The sequence below is a fragment of the Streptococcus sobrinus DSM 20742 = ATCC 33478 genome (assembly GCF_000686605.1).
Taxonomy (GTDB): domain Bacteria; phylum Bacillota; class Bacilli; order Lactobacillales; family Streptococcaceae; genus Streptococcus; species Streptococcus sobrinus.
On record NZ_JMLC01000013.1, the window covers coordinates 21,751 to 41,607 of the forward strand.

Consider the following 19,857-nt stretch of genomic DNA (forward strand, 5'->3'; position numbering starts at 1 on the left):
CTTGCGTGATTTGTTGCTGAGTTTGCCATCGAGTTCATATGGTCCTTTCCCCACTTCTTCGACTATGGCTTTGGACGAGAATTATTCCTCCTCACGCTCCCGCCACTCGATCTGGGCTTGGGCATGGAGGCCTTGATCAATTTTAATCTCATGCTGGCTAATCAGACCGTCCTGCTTGATTCGTGTCACGATGTCCTTGCCGTAGTGGATTTCCTTGAGGTACTTGAGGTGGATTTTCTTGGGGACATGAGTCTTGAGAAATTCGATGTCCATAGCCTCGTACATCCATTCCAGATACTTGCTATTGTTGACATGGCCATTCATGTCCAAATCCAAATAGCGGACATGAAAGAGGGCTTCTTCTGCCTCTTCCAGAGCTTTGTATTTGGGAGCCCGAAGCAATTTTTTAATTTTCTCAGACTCATAAGGGGCAACAATCTCATCCTTGACCGTGACCACCTTGCGGGTATCATAATCCATAAGGACAAAGGTCGAGGAAATTTCAATGATCTGCTGACCATCCTGGCCGTAGATGTAGAATTTTCGGTAACAAAAGAGCTTGTTATAGGCAACGGCCTCGGTCTCTACCTCAATGGTTTCCGCATAGCGGGGCAGCCGCTTGATGTCCAGCTCGTAGTCGGTAATGACCCAGACCAAATTAAAATTGTCCAAAATCCAATCATCGGTATTGCCCAGACTTTCCGACTGCAGGCTCGAAACCTGGAGGGCGAAGGACAGCAGGTGGGGGAGTTTTATCTGATGATTGATGTCGCTTTCGTAAAATGGGACCTGGTAGGTCAGCTTATATTTTTTTCCCATGGGCTCTCCTTTTTTAAACATTTTACTTTCAGAAATCTATTGAGACCTAATCGGTCACTTAGACTAATGGCCTGCCGTCTCAACTTTTTCAGTCACTAATCATACTCGATGAAAATCAAAAATTACCGAGGCAACGAACTGCAGACAGTACTGGAGTACGGCAAAGTGAGTTAACGATGGAAATTTTTGATTTTAAAAGAGTATAAATTTCTCGGCAACGGTGTCACCCAGAAATAGACCACGTTTAGTCATGCGGACTTGGTCGCCTTGGATTTGCAGCAGGCCGCCTGCTAGCAATTCCGCCACAACTTGACCATAACGCTCTTGGAAGTTTTCCTGAAATTTTTCCTCAAAGCGACGGATAGAAATCCCTGATTTCTTCCGCAGGCCTAGAAAAATTTCTTCTTCCATCTGCTCAGACTTGGTCAGTCTTTCCTCATGCAGGCGGGCATGACCATCTTGGGCAATAGCCTTGAGATAGTGCCGAATAGGACCCCGATTGCGATAACGGATACCATCTAGATAACCCGAAGCTCCCGCTCCGAGGCCATAGTATTCGGCATTATCCCAATAGACCAAATTGTGCTGGCTCTCATAACCCGGCTTTGTGAAGTTGGAAATTTCATAGTGCTCAAAGCCGTGCTTCTCCAGCTCATCAATAATATAGGTGAACATGTCACTTTCGACATCTTCATTGGGCAGATGGAGCCGGCCCCGCCGCATCTTATTCATAAAGACCGTGTGATTCTCCAGAATCAGACTGTAGAGACTGAGGTGGGGAATATCCAGAGCCAGAGCCTTTTTGACATTGGTCTTGACCTGATCCATGGTTTGCCCTGGCAGGGCGTAGATGAGGTCGATGGAAATATTGTCAAAGCCAGCCTCCTTGAGGGCTGAGACCGTCTGGTAAATCTGAGCCTCATTGTGACTACGACCGATTCGCTTGAGCTCCTTGTCATCAAAGGTCTGCACACCCAGGGAAACCCGATTGACGGCTGAATTCTGCAAGACGGCAATCTTGTCTGCTGTCAAATCACCTGGATTGGCCTCAATAGTGAATTCTTCCAGAGCCGATAAATCCAAGTTCTCCTGCAAGCCCGACAGAAGGATATCTAACTGGGAGGCGGAAATGGCCGTCGGGGTCCCCCCACCAATATAGAGGGTCCGCAATTTTTTAATATCGTAAAAACGAAACTCCTCAAGCAGGGCCTGCAAATAGGCATCGACCGGCTGATTCTTGATGAAAACCTTGGAAAAGTCGCAATAATAGCAGATTTGCGTGCAAAAAGGAATGTGCACGTAGGCAGAGGTCGGTTTAGTAAACATGCCCCTATTATAGCATTTTCAGAAGGAGAAATTAAGGAGGGGGTCGAGAGAAGAGAAACAAGGATTAAAGCTACGCCAACCTGTCAATCCTGGTGAGAGAAAACGTCCTCAATCCATTGATGCAGTTGAATTTCAAACATCATTTGTTATAATAAATCAGACAAATTAAATTAAGAGGATTGCCAGTGAATTTTTTAGGGTATCAAAAAGACGAAACTTTAGTGTTTAATTATAAAAAAGCCTGCGGTTTATGGTTAATAACAATAGCAGCCATTATCGCTATAGCCACTTTAATCGGCGGCAAGCAGATCATAAATATGCAGGTATTTAGCATTGGCTATGTCCTTAGTTTCTTCTCAATCAATATGAATAAGAGGGTCTTAAATAAACTGTCTGACGGACCATCTTCTAAATTTCAGAAGAAGGTCTCCTTTTATGCCATTATATTATTGTTTATCCTGATGGCTTTTCTAGGTGGACCCTTTTTTGCAACTGAGAATTGGCGGCTAATCTGGTTGGGAGCCTTAATGGCAACAGCCCTTCATTTTTTCCCCCTTCTATTTTGTTCATGGAAAATCAATGATTATTTTGGGAGCAGTTTGTGCTGCTAATATTGCTCCAGGTTATAGTTTTTCTGGTATCCCTTTAGCTCTGCTGGCCTATATTGATGCTGGACTTAAATTCATCTTTGGGATTTATTTATTATTCTTTTCGAGACCATCAAAAAGCAAAGAATAGTTATATCGTTGACTGTATGAAGTGATAGGTAGTTATAATTCTATCGCTTTTTTTATAGCATTTTATTTCATGGTTAACACAAAAGCAACCTACTCTGGGCTGCTTTTGTATTTCTATTATTGCTCGTCTAAGGAGGTTTCTCTTTCAACTTCCTTGGGCTCCAGATCAACCGATGGATGAGACTGGTCATGAGCTGGATCAAGGTCCTCTAGTTCAACTGGTTCAGGAGCACCTTCTAGAGAATCATTCGTATCAGTATCCCCCAAGGAAACTTGGGTTGAAAGGTCAATGGTGTAGAGAGCTTCGTCGTCTTCAAGTGGATTATCAACCCGACTCAGGATAGACTGGCCGGCTGGGTTGGGAGCAATTTCTGTGTCTTCTTCCTCTTGGTCTGTCACCTCTTTTGTAAGGGGGACTTGTACGGGCTGGTCTCCTGCTTCTGGAGCTGAGACTGTCGGTTCTTCTTGAACGACTGGCCCTTGATTAGCAGGCATCTGGTCAGCGTCCCGAGCACCAGCTTCTGCCAAAGGAGCTGAGTCAGGTTCAAAGTTTGTCTCGTCAGCAACAGGTGCCTGGTCAGGTTCGAGGGGCTCTGCTTGAGTGATTGGAGCCTGATTAGTTTCAAGGGTTGCTCCTTCTGCTACCACTACTTGGCCAGATTCAGCATTGCCTCCTTCAACATCCAATACTTGATCTGTTTCAGGGGTGACTGCTTGAGCCACATTTTCTTGTGCCACAAAGTCTTCCTCAAAGTCAGCAACTGACGGGATACTTGCTTGGCCCAATTCCCGACGGTAGTCTTCGGGCATAGCCAGATTAGCTGCCTTGTATTGGGCTTGGAGGTCCAGGGTAATGGCAGCACGATTGCCCAAGACATTGCGAAGCTTATCGCGGAAGCTAGCGTAATTGCCCAAGTCAAAGAAAAATTCAGGGGCTGAGTAGCGAGGATTGTGCATCCGCTCCTTGAAGCCCAGAATCAGCTGACGACTTTCAAAGGCCGTCCGAATGGCTGAGAGAATTTCATTGCCCTGGTTGATGTCCAGATAGATATCAGAGCGACCAAAGAGCTGGCGGACCGTCATATTGGTCACATTGGGATAGAGGTGGACATTGCTAAAACGGCCCAGACTGAGGAGTTTGCTGGACATTTCCGTGATAGCTGCAATATGCAGGGTCATATCAGGAAAATCTTCGATGATATTTTCCACGTAATCCAGCTGGTCAGAATTGGTCAAAATCAGGGCTTCCTTGCGGGCTTGGTTGTCCTTTTGGAAAGGATAGAGGAGGCCAACATAGGTGAAGGCTTCCCTTTGCTCTGGGGTCACCATCCGTAGGATTTTTTCATAGGTATTGAAATCCTGAACGATAATCTTGGTCTTGCGCTCTGCCTCTGGATCCAACAAGAGCTGCATATTGTAAGGTAGGCTATCGCCAATGGGCTCCTGCCAGAAGAGAATATCATTGCCCTCTTGATGGAGCTGGTACTTGACCAAGAAAGGCATGCCCAAGGAGTTAAAGATAATCCGGTCCAAATCATAGCCTGAAGCCTGGATATAGTAAGTGACAAAATCAGCCTTGGACTTGAAGATGTAAATCTTGCCTTCGTGCTCCAGAATCAAGTCACCCGTCACATAGTTTTCCACCAAGACTTCCTTGCCAGACTTATCATAATAGGACTTCTGAATGGCTTGGGTGGAGCGGTCATAGATAGTTTGGGCAAAACGGTAACCATACTTATTGTAGTGGTCGGTTGAACGAACCTTACCGCTTTCGTCCAGCCAGTCAACTGATTGGACAAAGCGATGGTGGGTCGGCTTGGAAAAATGAATGGTGGCCCGTTTTTTATTGAGGTCAAAAATTTCCCCGCTGGAGTTGGTCGCCTTGATTTCCCAGAACTTAGGCACAGGAATTTCATTAAAGTGCAGCGGTTTCCCTGTCGCATTGACAAAGCCGGTGAAAAAGAGGAAGGGGGAGGTTACATCATCGGGTAGGAAACCATTGTCATTGATGGCGATGGTGGTATTTTGGTAGCCTGACAGGATGAGAGAATAATGGAGGTCCCAGCTATCTTGATTATAATTTTCAAAGAGATTAATCATGGCTCAGCTCCTTATCATTATCATTTGTCAGGTTGGCATCAGTGCTCTGGTCCCTAACTTGGACTGGGGCTTGCTCAGCGGTCTGATTCTTTTCTTGAGAGGCAGGATTTTGATTGGTCAAATCCGTAATCAGCTGCTTCCACTTGGCTTCGACCTTATCGGTCAGATAATCCTTGGCCATCTCATAAGAAACCCGGTGCATGCTATCTATATTAGCCAAGGTGAAGATTTGAACAATCTTGGTGCTCAGGCTTTCAACGATTTCTTGGTCAGTATCCAATTCTGAAATTGGAATCAGGTAACCATTTTCCTCGTCCTTGATGAAGTTTTGATTCCCATAACGGACATCAAAGCCAATCAGGGGCAGGCCTGAACCGATGGCTTCCATAAGGGTCAGACCAAAGCCTTCACTCTTGGAGCCTGACAGGTAGACCTCGTGGTGTATATAAGTATGGCTCAAATCCTGGTGGCCTAGCAGTTGGATGTAATCCTTGGCTCCCTTTTCCTCGATGATTTGGCGAAGCTTGGCTTCTTCGCTACCAGAGCCGTAGATGTCAAAATTAATATCCGGCACCACCTCATGGGCTTCAACAACGGCCTCAATCAGCCAGTCAATATGCTTTTCTGTAGCCAAACGAGAGGCGGTCATGACTGAGAAGGAAATTCTTGGGCTCTTGGGCTCCTTGATTTGGTCAATGGAGCCGACTGGAATGGTCGCAATCTTAGGCTCCTGATGCTTGTAAATCAAGAACTGCTGGCTGAGAATTTCCTTTTGCCGTTCAGTCGCCACGATAAAGACATCGACACTATCCGCATTGGTAAATTGGAAATCGTAATAGTTATTCCAGAGGACCGAATTGGCATTGGTACCGTTTTCGCTGTAGTGCTCGGCATGGACAACCACGCCCAACTTGGCCGGCTTAACATGACGAAAGACGGATTGACCGATACCAGTTGAGCGGTCCAGAAGGACTAGGTTTTCTGAGGTCAACTCCAATCTTTCCATAAAGTAGGCCACCAATTCCTCTTTGGAATAAAGAATCCGATTTGGGAAACGGTAGAAAGGTTGGTCCCCATCCGTGATTTCATCGTAGGCAAGGCTTCCATCAAGATTATAATAGGAGCGCTTGTAGAGCTTGGCCGCATTATCTTTAGGGGCATAAAATTCCGTGAAAGACAGGGTCTTGCCATTGTTATAGAAATCCTTGCGGACCAGATTGCCATTGGAAACGAACTCAATCCGATGGATAATTTCCTTGCTATGACGGCAATAATAGGCGGTCGCGAAATCCCGATTGCCAAAATAGAAACGCACCAACTTATCTTCGCGGTCAACCTTAGTAATTTCTCTAGTAAATTGAGCCTTGAGGTCACTTTCGGTCAGGGTCGTTGGGGCCGGCGTCTGGTCGGTGAAATAGCTGTACATCCAGATAATTTGGTCGTCGCTAAAACCGACATTGCGGGTCATGTCAATAATATTATCCTGGCTGAAAAAATCGGTAAAGACAAACTTGGCCTCCAGACCAAGATTTTTAAAAACTTTGGAACGGTAGGCTTGGGCATACTCAACCCCGCTGGAAGCCCAGCCAATTCCTAAATTGATATTATAAACTGTCATAATGACCTTTCTAATACTCGGTGTCAATTGAAACTTGGGAGTGGGACTCAATCATGATTTCGTCAAATTGATTTTCCCTCGCTCTCTAATTTTAAGGCTTCGGGCCGAAATAGTCCACTGGACTAGACACTCCCACCTCCGCACAGTCGACTTGGTTTTCTCCAACAGTCTCCCAGACTGTTAGACCTATCACTTGCATAGCAAGGGATAAGGACGCTCAATCAACCACTGCGCCAAACTGTCTGATATAGAAAAAGTAAAGAGATTAGAACCTTTTGTCCCAGTCTCATGTCACTAGAGTCTGAAAATTCGATTGCTTAAGAGTCCTGTATTTCTCTGACTAGCTAGGCTAGGTAGAAAAGCATTTGCTAGTACGAGTCCTCCAATCATCAAGGTCGAAAAATCAAGACTAGGAGCTTTTCTTTCGCACCCTCCATGATACCATATTTCCAATAATTCTGCCTTCCTTCAAGAGGTCAGTAAAAAAATCAGGAGTGCTAAAAAGTTTAACAAAAGCTGGACAGCGTGACGATCTAGTGATTGAGACAAGATGGCAACTGGGAAGCCCAAGTGAAGAACACATTTAAGCTGGTCGAGAGATTTGCTAGTTGGGAACTCGGTCCAGACTAGTCAAAAGGACCTTCCTGACAAAGCCAGCTTTTTCATGTTTCTGACCGATTAATCCAATTTCTCTACCACGACCTCTTTACCGCCCAGCAAAATCAGGTATTTCTCAATTCTTGTTTGGTCGAAGGATTTACCAAGGGCCTGGGCGTAGAGTTTCATTTGGTCTTGGTATCGCTGCACTAGTTCAGAAGTACTTTGGTAATGGTCAGTCTTATAGTCAAAGAGAACGATGTGGTCCTCATAGCGGATATAGCCATCAACTATCCCACGGATGACCATTTTTTCATGAGACTCCCAATCTTCATAGAGCATGGCAAAGGGAGCTTCCCTGACTAGCCTGTCTCCCTGGCTCATGATTTCCTGTCCCAGACTATGGTGACGGAAGAATTCCAATAGATTGGTCAGGTTGATGCGTTGTTTGACAGCGGGTTCTGCCTGGACCTCTTTCAGGGTCGCCTGCAGGTCAGCCAGGCTGAGATTAGGCTTAATGGGCAGTCGCTGCATGAGCTCATGGGTGGCAGAACCGATTGCTGCTCCTGTCACCCGCGACTCTTTTCCAAAGCTTGGCAGGTCAAATTTAGGCTCCAGAATCCGTTTTTCCATAATATCCAGGCCCTGATCCTCCATGACAGGCTGGTAGAATTTCTTAATTTGGCTGGGTGTTCGAACGGTTGGCAGATTGATAGCCGCCTGGTATCGATGATTGAGCTCTTCAACAGCTTCCAAGGCATCTAGGGCCTGCTTGATATCGTCTGACTGACGATTCTGACTCTGGTCATCCACATCTAAGGGGAGACTGGGCTGGAGGGGAGTCAACTGGTCCAGGTCTTCTTGACTCACAAAATTCAGGTCAAAAGCCAAATCAGCTTCTGGAAAATTTTGTTTTAAGGCTAGAAACCAATCTTGAAAACTAATCCACTTTTCCCGTCCAGCGAGCGCTAGGTGCTCTTGGTCTCGGTAGTTTTCATACTTTCCTTGCAATTTTGCCTGACTGCCTCGGCCAACCAGATAAAGCCTGGTTTCCGCCCGTGTCATAGCAACATAGAGCTTGCGCATTTGTTCAGACAAGTCAGCCCGATGGAGGGCTTGTTTATTAGACAGGAATGGAAAGGTGTCAAAGGAGAGCCTGAGCTGGGTCAGCTTTTCTTGAGGAAAACGGTCGGCTACATTAACCACATAACGGACACCCAGACCATGGTCACGGCTGAGAACTGCCCTATTCTTCTCGTCTTCCTTGTTGAAGGACTTATGCAGATTGAGAATAAAGACATACGGAAACTCCAGCCCCTTGCTTTGGTGGATGGTCATCAGTTGAATGGCATCCTTGGGCAGGGCGACTTCGACATCGGCCAGGTCCTTCTCATTGTTTAGGACCCGGTCAATCATACTGATGAAGCGAGGCAGGCCCTTGAAGCCACTTTTCTCAAACTGGTTGGCCCGTACAGTCAAGGCATAGAGATTGGCCTGCCTTTGTTGACCATTGGACAGGGCACCAACATAGTCATAGTAAAATTTATCCTCGTAGATTTTCCAAATCAAATCGTGGAGACTGTTGGTCTTGGCAAAATTTCGCCAAGCAGTCAAGACCTGATTAAAGGCCTGAATTTTTCCGTGGAGTTTAGCCGTAATCAGCTGCGGATTGTCTCCAGTTTCAGACAGGGCCAAGAGGAGCTTGTCGTAAAAATTACCTGACTTAGCCTGGAGGGAAATCCTCGTCAGCAAATCTTCTCCAAAGTTAAACATGGGTGACTTGAGCAGGGCAACCAGAGACTGATCTTGCAGAGGATTATTAATGGTCCTTAGAGTTTCCAACATGACCATAACTTCTAAGGCTTGAAGGTAGTGGCCGCCAGTATCTTCTGAAACGACTGGAAGGCCATAGTTTTTAAGGGTTGAAAGGATTTCATCATTCCGGTTCCTTGACGAAACCAAAAGGGCAATCTGGTCGAAAGCCACTCCTTCTTCTTTGTGAAGACGGATAATTTCCTGGGCAACCAGCCTGATATCACCGGCCTCAAGGAGGTCCTGGCCCTGATTTTCTTTTTGGTCTTGACTATCGTCGTAAATGAAAACTTGAGTCCGGTTAGCCGGAATGGCCTCAGCTTTCTGGGCATTTCCTGCCTGGAGCCAGTGACTCTGGTCATAGACCAGCTCACCAATGTCCTGATCCATCAACCGACTAAAGACGGCATTGCTGGTTTGCAAAACCTCCAAATGACTGCGGAAATTTTCCTTGAGCAAGATCAAAAGTCCCTGACTTTTGCCAACTTGGAAGCTTTCTGGTTGGTCATAGGTCTGAAATTTAGCCTGGAAAATCTTGGGATCAGCCTGGCGAAAACGATAGATGGACTGTTTGACATCCCCCACCATAAAGCGATTGTGACCGTTTGAGAGCAAGTCTAACAGTCGCTCCTGCATGTGGTTGTTATCCTGGTATTCATCAACCATTACCTCCTGGTACTTGGCTTGATAAAGCTGACGAATCTCTGGATTTGCCTCCAAAATCTCGATAGCCAGATGAGCAATATCCGAAAATTCAAAAGCAGCTTCACCCTTTTTTTTCTCCAGATACTGCTGGGAATAATCTGCCAGGAAGTCACGCAGCAGCTCCAGCAAGTCCAGTAAGTCAGGCTGAAAATCAGTCAGGAGCTCCAATGGTTTCAGGACCTGCTCAAGCTTGAGAAAAGGCTCAAGAATTTGCTTACGCTCCTCATTATAATCCTTGACAAAGGCCTTCAAATCCTCATCGGCAGTCCTACCGGCCAGCATGGTCAGATTCCGGCCGGAACTGATAGTCTGAATCGCCTGCAGATCCTGATAGAGCTGGCCTAGGTCTCCGTGTAGGTCAACTCTTGCCAGAACTTCCAAAAGATTTTCGACATTTTCTTGGTATTTTCCTTTTTTCTGGAATTCACCACGAGCGACTTCCAGATGGTCCTTGAAGAATTTTTCCGTCTGGTCTAGGGTCTCAGCTAGGCGATGACTCTTAAGGTAGGTGCTTAAAAAATTCTGAGCCTGGCTTTTGACATCCTCTTGATAAGGCCGCAACAGGACCTCCTGCAACCACTGCTTTGGATTAGCCGTTGACTGGCTGAACTGATAAATACTGTCAACCAGACTCCGAAAACTTCTTGAGTCCTTGCTATTGCCAATGAAATTGCGGACAAGCTTTCTAAAGATCCTACCATCCGGCCCTGTCATATATGCCGCAAAAAGATCATCATAGACCTCTTTTTTCAGACTCGCCTGCTCGCTTTCATCCTGCATAATGCGAAAATTTGGTGAAATCCCTAAACTATAGCCATAGGTATTGACCAATTTTTGGCTAAAAGCATCCATGGTGCCAATGTCAGCAGTAGCCAGATCAGCCATCTGGGAAGAGAGGTGCTGCTTGAGCTCCAGATCTTGTGAAGCCGCGATTTCCTCTTCCAACCTCTTTTCCAGACGCTCCTTGAGCTCCCCTGCTGCCTTGACGGTAAAGGTGGAGATGAAGAGCCGATTAATAGCGACACCGCGCTTAAGCATATCAATAATCCGCTCAACCATGACGAAGGTCTTGCCGGAACCCGCCGACGCTGAAACGAGAATATTGGTCCCGTTACTATAGATGGCCTGAATCTGCTCAGGTGTTCGCGCCAAGTGCTCTTGAGACTTGGCCCGCTCAGGCTCTCTTTGTTTGAGCTCTTCAATAGCTGCAAAACTTAGAAATGCTGGAAAGCTCATCAAGCTTCACCTCCTTGCTCTTTCATTTTTTCTAAAAGCTGATCCCGACTGGCCTTGGTAATCTGTCGGGCATAGCGCATATGGTGGTCTGCTTCAAAGCCAGTAATGGTCTTAAACTGTTGTCCTTCAACTGTCCTGCGATCCACGGTATAAGGATTGATAGCAAAATGACCGGACACAATGGTCTTTGCGGCCTGACGGTAGAGTACCTTGGTATAGTCCAGCAGCCAAGCGATTTCCTCCTGACTAAAAATCCTAGCGGCACTCGTATTAAAATAGGGCTTCAATTGACTGGCCATTTCCTTAACATAGAGCCCTTGATACTTAAAAAGCTTCGTAAATTTTTCCAAACTTTGGCCAAAGCTTACTACATCACTAAATTTGAGCTCAGGATTTTGCAGATGGAGATAACCAGCCCCAAAAATCTCAGCCTGATAGTCCATAGGCATGGATTCCTTGAGGGCCAAGATATAGGTCAACAATTGTGGACTGAGACCATTGTAGAACTCCTCCAGACTAAATTTTTTGTCACCAGATTTATAATCAACCACACCCAAACTGTCGGAATCAACCAATTGGTCCAGTCGATCAATTTGACCACGGATTTCTAACTGACGCTCCTGGTCCAAGGGCATCTGCAAATTAAAACCAAGCTCTAGGGCCTTTTGATCAGCCGACGTTTTTTGCCAATTCTCTTGCCCCAAATAATGGCGAGCCTGGGCCTTATCCAAGACCCGAACCAGAGGATTGTTGCGCAAAATCGGTGTCATACCTTGGGCAATTCCTTCAAGAATTTCCCGAGAAAAGACGGCCTCTTGATCATAAGAATAGAGCTGCTTAAAGGTGGCCTCCTGCTTGACTTGAAGCAAGGTTTGATCCAAAATCTGGTCAAAATCTGCACCATCATCCAGCTTAGTCATCAAACGTTCAAAAACACGATGGAGATAGATGCCGTGGTGACGGAAATCAGGATGAATGGAGTCCTCCTCTTGCAAATTCAAAACCTTCTGCAAGAAATAGCCGTATTGATTGTTGTAGAAGGTTGTCAGGCTGGAAGCTGACAGCTTCAAAGGCTGGTCAGCTGGGTAGAGCAAATCCAGAGACTCCTGAGAAAGAGGCTCAACCGACAAGTTATCACTAATGGTAGGAATATGGATATCGGCCTGGGCTAATTTTTGCCGCAAACGGCGAACCATAACCGCCCAGAAGGTAGCCTGGTCCTTGTCCAAATCCTCATTTTGATTAAGCTGATTGGCCTCAATAATTCTTGATAAGAGGGCCTTGTAGGTTCCCAAATCACTCGGCTTGTCTCCAAAGCCTTGGGCTTGTTTCAAAACAGGCTCAAAACCAAGATCAACCAGTTCCTGCAGATAAGGAGAAAGCTGATCCTGATTGTCAGCATAGATTTGCGGTGCAGACAGTATCAGCCTTTCAGTCGCCGAATTCACTAAAGAAATCATGACCGAGTGGAACTTTTTAACATCTTCCAGACCGGACAAATCAAAATGTCCCTGAAGATCCCGATTAGCCAAGCTTTCATTGAGTTGCTGGCGCTCTTCATCTGTTAAGAGGCCAGTCGTTTGACTCAGGCGGGGAAAGTTACTGGCTGTAAGACCGATAGCAAAGACATAGGAACTGGAATGGGGCTCAATCAATTTGTAGTCCTTAACATTGACCACATCCAAGGTAGCTGGCACCAACTTGAAAGTGCTGGCTGCCATGCCCTGTCCCAACAGGGCCAGGAAATCATCTAGAGACAATTTGGTCTGACCAAAAATTTCCTCAATTTCATTCAGAAGGTCGCAAAAAGATTGCCAGACCTCCCCTTCTCTTTCAAGCACACCCTCTGATTTGCCTTTAGCCAGATTAGCCATATTGTCTGGTAAGTCAATAAGTTCTAGGAAAGGAAGAAATTTATTGGCCAGGAGATTCTTAGCCAGCAGGCTCCGACTTGAAAAAAGCTCTAACAAGGGCTCCATGACCACTTGACGGATCTGATTGAGAGCGTCCAAATCATATTTTTCAATTGCCTGTCCATCCTCATTGACGCCAGTCTGGATATTAGCTGTGAAATCCTGCTTGAACTTGGCCTGACCCTTGATATCTGCATACCTAACATACTGCTCGAATTTATCAATTTCAGTATCAGTCAAATCCTTAAAAAGGCCGGATTTTAGGAGGTTAAGCAAATCCTCAGCACGAAAATTATAACGTTTAATTCTCTCCAAACTTTCGACAAAATTGACCAGAGGATGGTGACTCATGGCCTCTTGCTTACCCAGATAGTAGGGAATATCATACTTGGAAAAGGTCTTGCCAATCTGCAATTCATAGGCATCCAAGTCTCCCAGCAAGACCAAAATATCCTTGTAACGGACACCTTTATTGAGGAGACTGCGGATGGAGCGAGCCAGCTCTTCGACCTCTTCCTTCTGGTTGACGACCTCCCAGATAGTTAAGACTTGCTTATCTGCTGCCGAAATCTCAGGCAGCTCACTAGAGAAGTCCCACCGAGCTTCCAAAAGAGCTGACAGGCGAGCCAGACTATCATTTTGTTTCTGACCCAAGATTTCTGCCCGAACACCAAACTTTTGTCCCAGATCCAAAAGAAATTCGACATTGGCTTGGTAGAGATTGCCGACCAAGAAACTAGACTTATAAGCCTTGTGACTAGCATAGGTCCCGATGACAATTTCCACGCCTCTATCATGAAGGGCGGTCACTAAAGCTTCTTCTTCGGCTGAAAAACGACTAAAGCCATCAACAATGACAACCAGATTTTTCAAGTCTTGGTCCAATTGTCCACTATCTACATGGTCCAAGAATTGAGCAATTTTTGTTTGTGACTCAAAATTTTCCTCCTGCAAGGCCTGATAGAAGGCTGAAAAAATAGTCAGCAAGTCCTGGTACTTGACCTCCGACTCCAAATCCGCCAAATCGCTGATGGTCAAATTAGATCGCTGCAACTCTTGGTAGATCTCCACCAACTGCTGGATAAAATTAGAATCCTTTCGCAGACTGCCATAAATTTTCAGGTCATCATCTTCAAATTGGGACAGCACCCGAAAGAAAATCATGGCCAGACCGGTTTCGGTTACCGGCTTTTTATTAGAGACATCATTGAGCACAAAATAGCGAGCCATCTGAGCAAAGCGCGTGATAGTAATGTTGAAGGATGCCTCTTCTGGCAGGACCTCCAAAACCCGCCGCTCCTTCTCAAAGGAAAGAGAATTGGGGGCAATATAAAAGACTCGCCGTCCGGCCCGGGCATATTCCTGAGCTAGCTGAGCCAATTGGTCTGTCAGATGATTTCGAATATCGGTGTAAACTAATCGCATACCTTCCTCCAAGAGTATAACTAGCTACTATTATACCATAGTAAGCCCTATAAAAAGAGGCCCGAGTATGAGCTCAGCCTCTACTTTTCTATTAAAACCAAGTTAGCACATCAAATGGAATTTATGAGTAAATTAACCAGCGACTTTAGAACAATATAAAAACATTTTGGAAAAATGAGCCTCCGTCAGAACCCGATTTATTCTACTTCAAGCTCTTTATTGTAATAGGCCACTAAATCAAAAAGATTTATCCGTCATTTCCTGCCTCCACAAAACTGACATCAAAAATTTTCTTATAACCTTTCTCAACTTCTTCACCATCAATGAGACGTTTTATCACGCTAACAGCTTCTTTTACAATTTGTTCGACTGGCTGGCGAATCGAATCAACCCTATAAGGAGCAAATTGACTGTCCCTAGCACCATCAAAGCCAATGATATTCACCTTATCCTTATAGTCTGGATTAAAGGAGTTAATTGTGGACTTAGCAATTTGGGCATACTCATCAGTAACGGCAAAAATCCCATCAAAGGCAAGTCCATATTCATAATGAGTTTTAAAATATTCTATGATTTCAGATTGATAATTTTCATTCAAAGAAGCTTCAAAGATATCTACTGGAAATCTTTGCTCATGAATTGTATCCATAAATCCCTGAGTCCTTTGATCAGTGGCATTTTGATGGTTAACCTTTCTCCTGAGCAGCAAAAACTTTTTAGCACCCTTATCAATTAACTTTTGTGCAGCCAATACTCCTCCCCCGTAATTATCACTAGTAATCAAAGGAACATCATCAGAGATAAAACGCTCAATAGATACAATATTTAGCTGATTGCCGAAATGAATAAAATTATAAACATCAGAGTAGGACATGGTAATCAAGCCAGTCACTTGATGTAAGGAAGCCATCTGCAAAATCTCTTCTTCTTTTGTCGGATCAGCGTGCGAATTGGCAAGTATCATCTTATAGCCGTTTTGATCTAATTCCACTTGCATGTGATAGACAAGTTCGGACAAGTATCATCTTATAGCCGTTTTGATCTAATTCCACTTGCATGTGATAGACAAGTTCGGAAAAGAATGGAGTCCAATTCGTCGGCACGATAAATACTACTGTAGAAGACTTAGAAGTTTTTAACTCTCTAGCCATTACATTGGGAACATAATTTAACTGCCTTATAGCTTCAGCGATTCTTTCTCTATTTTCTTTTCGGATTGGTTTACCGTTTATAAAATTTGAAACAGTCCCACGACTGACCTTAGCAAGTTTTGCCACATCATTGATAGTAGATTTTTTCATGATTGCATTAGTTATATGAATTTCGAATATAAGCCACTTCACTCAAACTATTTCGCAACTCAGTATCTTCAACTTCTGTCAGCAAATTAAGGAAGTGACTATAGTTATAGTCTGAATCAACAAAAGCATCATAGAGCTTTTGCTTGAGATTAAAGTCCATGTAGGATTGTTGCAGGCGTTCTTTTAACTCACTAACAACAGCCTCAAAGCTGGCTTTCTGAATTTTTACTTTTATAGAACGACCTGATGGTATTATAGCACTCGGATCCTCAATTTCCCAATCTAGACTTTGAGCAGTTTCCTTCCAAGAATACTTGGTAGTTGCCACTTTATCTCCTAGATGTTCATGAAGATCAAAACTAACGTCTTGACCAGGAAATACTTCTATCTCTATATTTTTAGGTAAGACTTTCGTATCAGACATATAGTCAGGATTCGTCACCACGATACTTCCTTGTCTCACAAATACAGGTAGTGTGTCTATCTTTCTATAGGTCTTTAGACGTGTGGCTCCATCATAAGGTAGATGGGTGAAATAATCTACCCATTTTCCTTCGGGTAACCAAGTATCACTAGAGGCAGTTTGCGTTGTTTTATCATGTGGTTTAGTTATTGGCGAAACCAACATAGATGGGCCAAATGCGTACTCATTCTTAGCTTGGTAAGCTTCTTCATTATCTGGCCAAATATAATAAAGTGGCCGACAGATAGGAATCCCCTTGGTGTGGGTATCAAAGTTAGCACTATCAATATAAGGTAGCAAGCTATGTCGTAATCTCAAAAATTTTTCTTGTGATTCTTCAAAATCTTTGCGATAATTCCAAGGTTCTTTACCTGAAAAAATATTATTGGATGAGTGTAGCCTATTGATAGGACTGAAAACGCCAAATTGAAGCCAACGTGTTGCTAGCTCACCATCAAATGATCCTTTCATATGGCCACCAATATCATGACTCCACCAAGTATAGCCTACATTAGAGGCAGTGCTAGTAAAGTAAGGTTGGAAGTCTAATGAGTCCCACGTAATGACGGTATCGCCCGAAAAACCAATAGGATAACGATGAGACCCTGGTCCTGCAAAACGACTAAGAATTAGCCCATCACCCTTACCTTTTTTATTATCTTTATAGTGGTAATAATTTAGCAACCAGAGAGGATCCATCTTTTTTGGATCTCGCGCAATTCCTTGTTGCCAGTCCAACCACCAAAAATCAACACCTTCTTTTTCCAAAGTATGGTGAACCTTTTCAAAATAGGCCTTTCTAAACTTGGGATTTTCTAAGTCAAATTTCGCGGGTTCATCATTTTCCGTATCCAAACCTAATTCCTTCGCGACTGCTTGATACTGATCCTCAAAGGCTCTAATGCCAGCTGCAGGGTGAACATTTAATGTAACTGCCTTATTGTGGTCATGAAGCCAAGTCAAAAGTTTTCTTGGATTCGGAAATAAATCTCGATTCCAAGAATAGCCTGTCCAGCCTGAGCCATACTTTTGTGGAATATCTCTCTTGTGCCAATCCATGTCCAACACAGATACGCTAATTGGAACGTCCCTATTTTCAAAATTTATCATTAATTTCTGATAAGCCTTTTGACTATATGGATAAAATCTACTCCACCAATTTCCTAAAGCAAAACGAGGAATTAAAGGTGGGAAACCCGTTAAATGATAAAAATCGGTCAGAGCATTTTGATAATCTCTGCCATAACAGAATAAATACTCATCCACAATATCCTTTCGTCGGGCAAGGAAGGAATCACTTTCAGCCAAAAAGATGAAGTGTTGGGAGTCATCTAAAACACTAGAACCATTTTTTGACATAATTCCATCAGGCAAGGGAACTTCACCATTTGCACGGTCTAAAGTTCGGATAGTTCCTTTCAAATTCTTTTCATCACGATTACTACCAAAGTACCAACGATTATGATAGAGGGAACTAGATTTCTTAATATCCACAAATAAAGTAAGAGGGGATAAATCCCCTCCCTCATAATATAAGTGAAAGGCAGATGTAATAATCTCTAACTTATGTCCATTGTGGTTGCGAATAACTTCTGCATCAACATCTTTAAAATCACGATTCACTACCATTGTGGTAGGTCGATTTTCGAAGACCTTTTCCTTATCTTCTTCTATTCTCAAGAGAGATTCGGTAAGGATTGAAAATCGTATAGTATTTTCTTCTACAACTATTGTCACGATTACTCATCCTCCCCTCCTTGTTCTAAGTTTAATTCATTAACATAGACAAGAGAAGTGCGTGCCTCTTCAACTAAGCTTCTCATTTCCTCATTCGACAAGTAAGACTCTGATGGCTTCAAGACTGTTGATAATACAATTGGTAAATTCATTCCTGTAATCAGATGTGTATGCTCTCGCAGACGGTAGGGAAACAATTTTTGATTGACCGAACCTGATAACAAATCCGTGAAAATTAACACTTCAGTTTCTTTTGGGAAGCCTGCAAATAGTTCTTTAATCTTTTGATCAATTGCCTGACCATCCACGTAAGCATCTAAAGCCATCAAATTATCTTGTTCGCCAGCCAAAAACTCTATACTACTTTTTAGGCCTGAAGCCATATGATTATGAGAAGCTAATAAAATCTTTCTATCCACTGTATTTCCTTTCTATTTATTAGGCATAACCCCTAAAATACCAAAGTAAGAACTAGCTAAAGAGAAAACAATAATAGCAATAATAATTTTTGTAGGCGTCCACCATTTTGACTCCAGCATTTTATAGACAATATAAGTCAAGATTGCTGCTAAAAGGGAAGGCATGATAGCATCTAAAATTTTATCTTGAACTGGTAATTTTACCTTGCCAGCAACAAATGTTAAAGGAGTATAAACCTTAACTACGGTAGAAACCAAGGCACCTACTACCATCAAACCAAAGGAAGACATGGCATCAGTAAAGATAGATAGCTTATCACTAAAATCTGTCACCAGTTTAACACCAGAAGTATAGCCTAGGTCAAAGAGTTTAATCCGAATCCAAAATAGAATAGCTCCAACAATAATCCAAGCAATAGCTCCTAAAGGATTCCCTTTTATGGCCATGTAACCTGAGATTGAACCCATAACTGTTGGTAAAAGAACCCAAATTAGAGTATCTCCAATACCCGCGAAAGGTCCCATCAGAGATGTCTTCAAGGCTTGAACGGCATCCTTAGATTCAATACCATCTTTTTCTTCCATTGCTGTGGTTGCCCCTAGGATGATATTTCCCATTGCAGTAGTTGTATTGAAATATTTAAAATGATTATCCAAAGCCTCTTTGTATTCTTCATCCTTTAGATAAATCTTTCTGAGTAATTTAGCTAACGACCACACAACCGAACTAGCCTGACCAGATTCATAATTATATAAAGCAGATCCCATAAACATCCATCTTAAAATGGCATTATGACGGTCCTTTTTAGTAATCGTTGCTTTATTATTTTCTGCTTTTACCTCTTTATTCATCATAATCATCTCCTTCATCCGCCACAAGAGAATTTGCTACACCATTCTGCTTCATTGTTGACTCTTTCAATTGGCTTTGATAAACCACAATTGCAGCCGCCGCGCCAAAAATAGAAATTCCAATAATAGGAACCTTTAAGTAGGCGCTTAAAGCAAAACCAATAAGTACCGCCCAGAAATATTTCTTTACAGGCATATAGCGTAGCAATAAAGCAAGCCCCAAAACAGGTAGCATTCCACCAGCAATATTTAAACCATTGGTAACCCATTCTGGAATTACTCTCAAAATCGCTTTAACAAGACCGGGTCCTACTGTAACAATGATAGTAACAATAATGACGCTCTTTAGCATAAACATAATTGGTCCTGCCCAGCCCCAAAGCCGCATTTGTTTAAATTTACCTTCATGTACCAGCCTTTGCATTTTATGGGCAACAAAGTTATTCAGGATTTTAACCAAGACATCGAAGTTAATAGCTAATAATCCCACTGGCAGACCAACTGCAACAGCAGTTTCTAATCCCGACCCTGTTCTAATTGACAGGAAGGTTCCGACTAATGCAGCAAGTCCATAGTCAGGGACTGAAGCGCCACCTAAACCTGCTACACCCAAAGACATCAATTGAAAAGTACCACCAATTAATAATCCAGTACTGACATCACCCATAATAAAGCCGACCAGCATCCCCGTAATGACTGCCCAATAGTTAAATATCGTAATACCTAGGTTATCCATTACAACATATGCAGACAGCAAAACAACTAATATATCTTGTATAATTTCTACTGACATATTC

The 19,857-nt window shown here is 43.5% G+C and carries 12 protein-coding genes and 1 pseudogene; 2 read left to right on the plus strand and 11 right to left on the minus strand.

The window, feature by feature from the left end; all coding sequences use genetic code 11:
* Positions 1–81: 81 nt before the first annotated feature.
* Both BS63_RS0105750 and hemW read right to left on the minus strand, forming a co-directional pair.
* Positions 82–819, minus strand: a complete 738-nt coding sequence (locus BS63_RS0105750; protein WP_002963044.1) for an acyl-ACP thioesterase domain-containing protein — start codon at positions 817–819, stop codon at positions 82–84.
* 192 nt (positions 820–1,011) lie between these two features.
* Entirely contained in the window at positions 1,012–2,145 is a 1,134-nt protein-coding gene (gene hemW, locus BS63_RS0105755; RefSeq protein ID WP_002961311.1) for a radical SAM family heme chaperone HemW, read from the minus strand.
* 185 nt (positions 2,146–2,330) lie between these two features.
* Between hemW and BS63_RS1000000112085 the strand changes: the two genes are divergently transcribed.
* Positions 2,331–2,756: a DUF6609 family protein gene (locus BS63_RS1000000112085; RefSeq protein WP_028798482.1), complete on the plus strand. Its 426-nt coding sequence runs from the start codon at positions 2,331–2,333 to the stop codon at positions 2,754–2,756.
* A complete protein-coding gene (locus tag BS63_RS1000000112420; RefSeq protein ID WP_019769780.1) occupies positions 2,725–2,883 on the plus strand; it encodes a DUF6609 family protein in 159 nt (52 codons plus the stop codon). The genes BS63_RS1000000112085 and BS63_RS1000000112420 overlap by 32 nt, the downstream gene beginning before the upstream one ends.
* A 116-nt stretch (positions 2,884–2,999) precedes the next feature.
* On the opposite strand, the gene gtfB is transcribed toward BS63_RS1000000112420, so the two are convergent.
* The 9 genes and pseudogenes from gtfB to BS63_RS0105810 all read right to left on the minus strand — a co-directional run bounded on the left by gtfB (position 3,000) and on the right by BS63_RS0105810 (position 19,853).
* The gene (gene gtfB / locus BS63_RS0105770; protein ID WP_002961309.1) at positions 3,000–4,982 is read right to left on the minus strand and encodes an accessory Sec system glycosylation chaperone GtfB; all 1,983 of its coding nucleotides are present in this window, start codon (positions 4,980–4,982) and stop codon (positions 3,000–3,002) included.
* On the minus strand, positions 4,975–6,600 hold the full coding sequence (gtfA, locus tag BS63_RS0105775) for an accessory Sec system glycosyltransferase GtfA (protein WP_028798483.1): 1,626 nt from the start codon (positions 6,598–6,600) through the stop codon (positions 4,975–4,977). Before gtfA ends, gtfB begins: the two co-directional genes overlap by 8 nt.
* A gap of 678 nt (positions 6,601–7,278) precedes the next feature.
* A complete protein-coding gene (gene addA / locus BS63_RS0105780) occupies positions 7,279–10,950 on the minus strand; it encodes a helicase-exonuclease AddAB subunit AddA (protein WP_028798484.1) in 3,672 nt (1,223 codons plus the stop codon).
* A complete protein-coding gene (rexB, locus tag BS63_RS0105785) occupies positions 10,950–14,288 on the minus strand; it encodes an ATP-dependent nuclease subunit B (RefSeq protein WP_028798485.1) in 3,339 nt (1,112 codons plus the stop codon). Before rexB ends, addA begins: the two co-directional genes overlap by 1 nt.
* A gap of 247 nt (positions 14,289–14,535) precedes the next feature.
* A pseudogene (locus BS63_RS1000000111355) lies at positions 14,536–15,589 on the minus strand (LacI family DNA-binding transcriptional regulator).
* Between the two features lie 7 nt (positions 15,590–15,596).
* A complete protein-coding gene (locus BS63_RS0105795) occupies positions 15,597–17,789 on the minus strand; it encodes a glycoside hydrolase family 31 protein (protein WP_002959898.1) in 2,193 nt (730 codons plus the stop codon).
* A gap of 2 nt (positions 17,790–17,791) precedes the next feature.
* Positions 17,792–18,208 carry a PTS sugar transporter subunit IIA gene (locus BS63_RS0105800; RefSeq protein ID WP_002959896.1) on the minus strand — a complete coding sequence of 139 codons (417 nt, stop codon included), beginning with the start codon at positions 18,206–18,208 and terminating at the stop codon, positions 17,792–17,794.
* Positions 18,209–18,220: 12 nt separating this feature from the next.
* Positions 18,221–19,060 (minus strand): PTS system mannose/fructose/sorbose family transporter subunit IID, encoded by an 840-nt coding sequence (locus tag BS63_RS0105805; protein ID WP_028798486.1) that lies wholly within the window; start codon positions 19,058–19,060, stop codon positions 18,221–18,223.
* On the minus strand, positions 19,053–19,853 hold the full coding sequence (locus tag BS63_RS0105810) for a PTS mannose/fructose/sorbose/N-acetylgalactosamine transporter subunit IIC (RefSeq protein WP_002959894.1): 801 nt from the start codon (positions 19,851–19,853) through the stop codon (positions 19,053–19,055). The genes BS63_RS0105805 and BS63_RS0105810 overlap by 8 nt, the downstream gene beginning before the upstream one ends.
* Positions 19,854–19,857 lie beyond the last annotated feature (4 nt).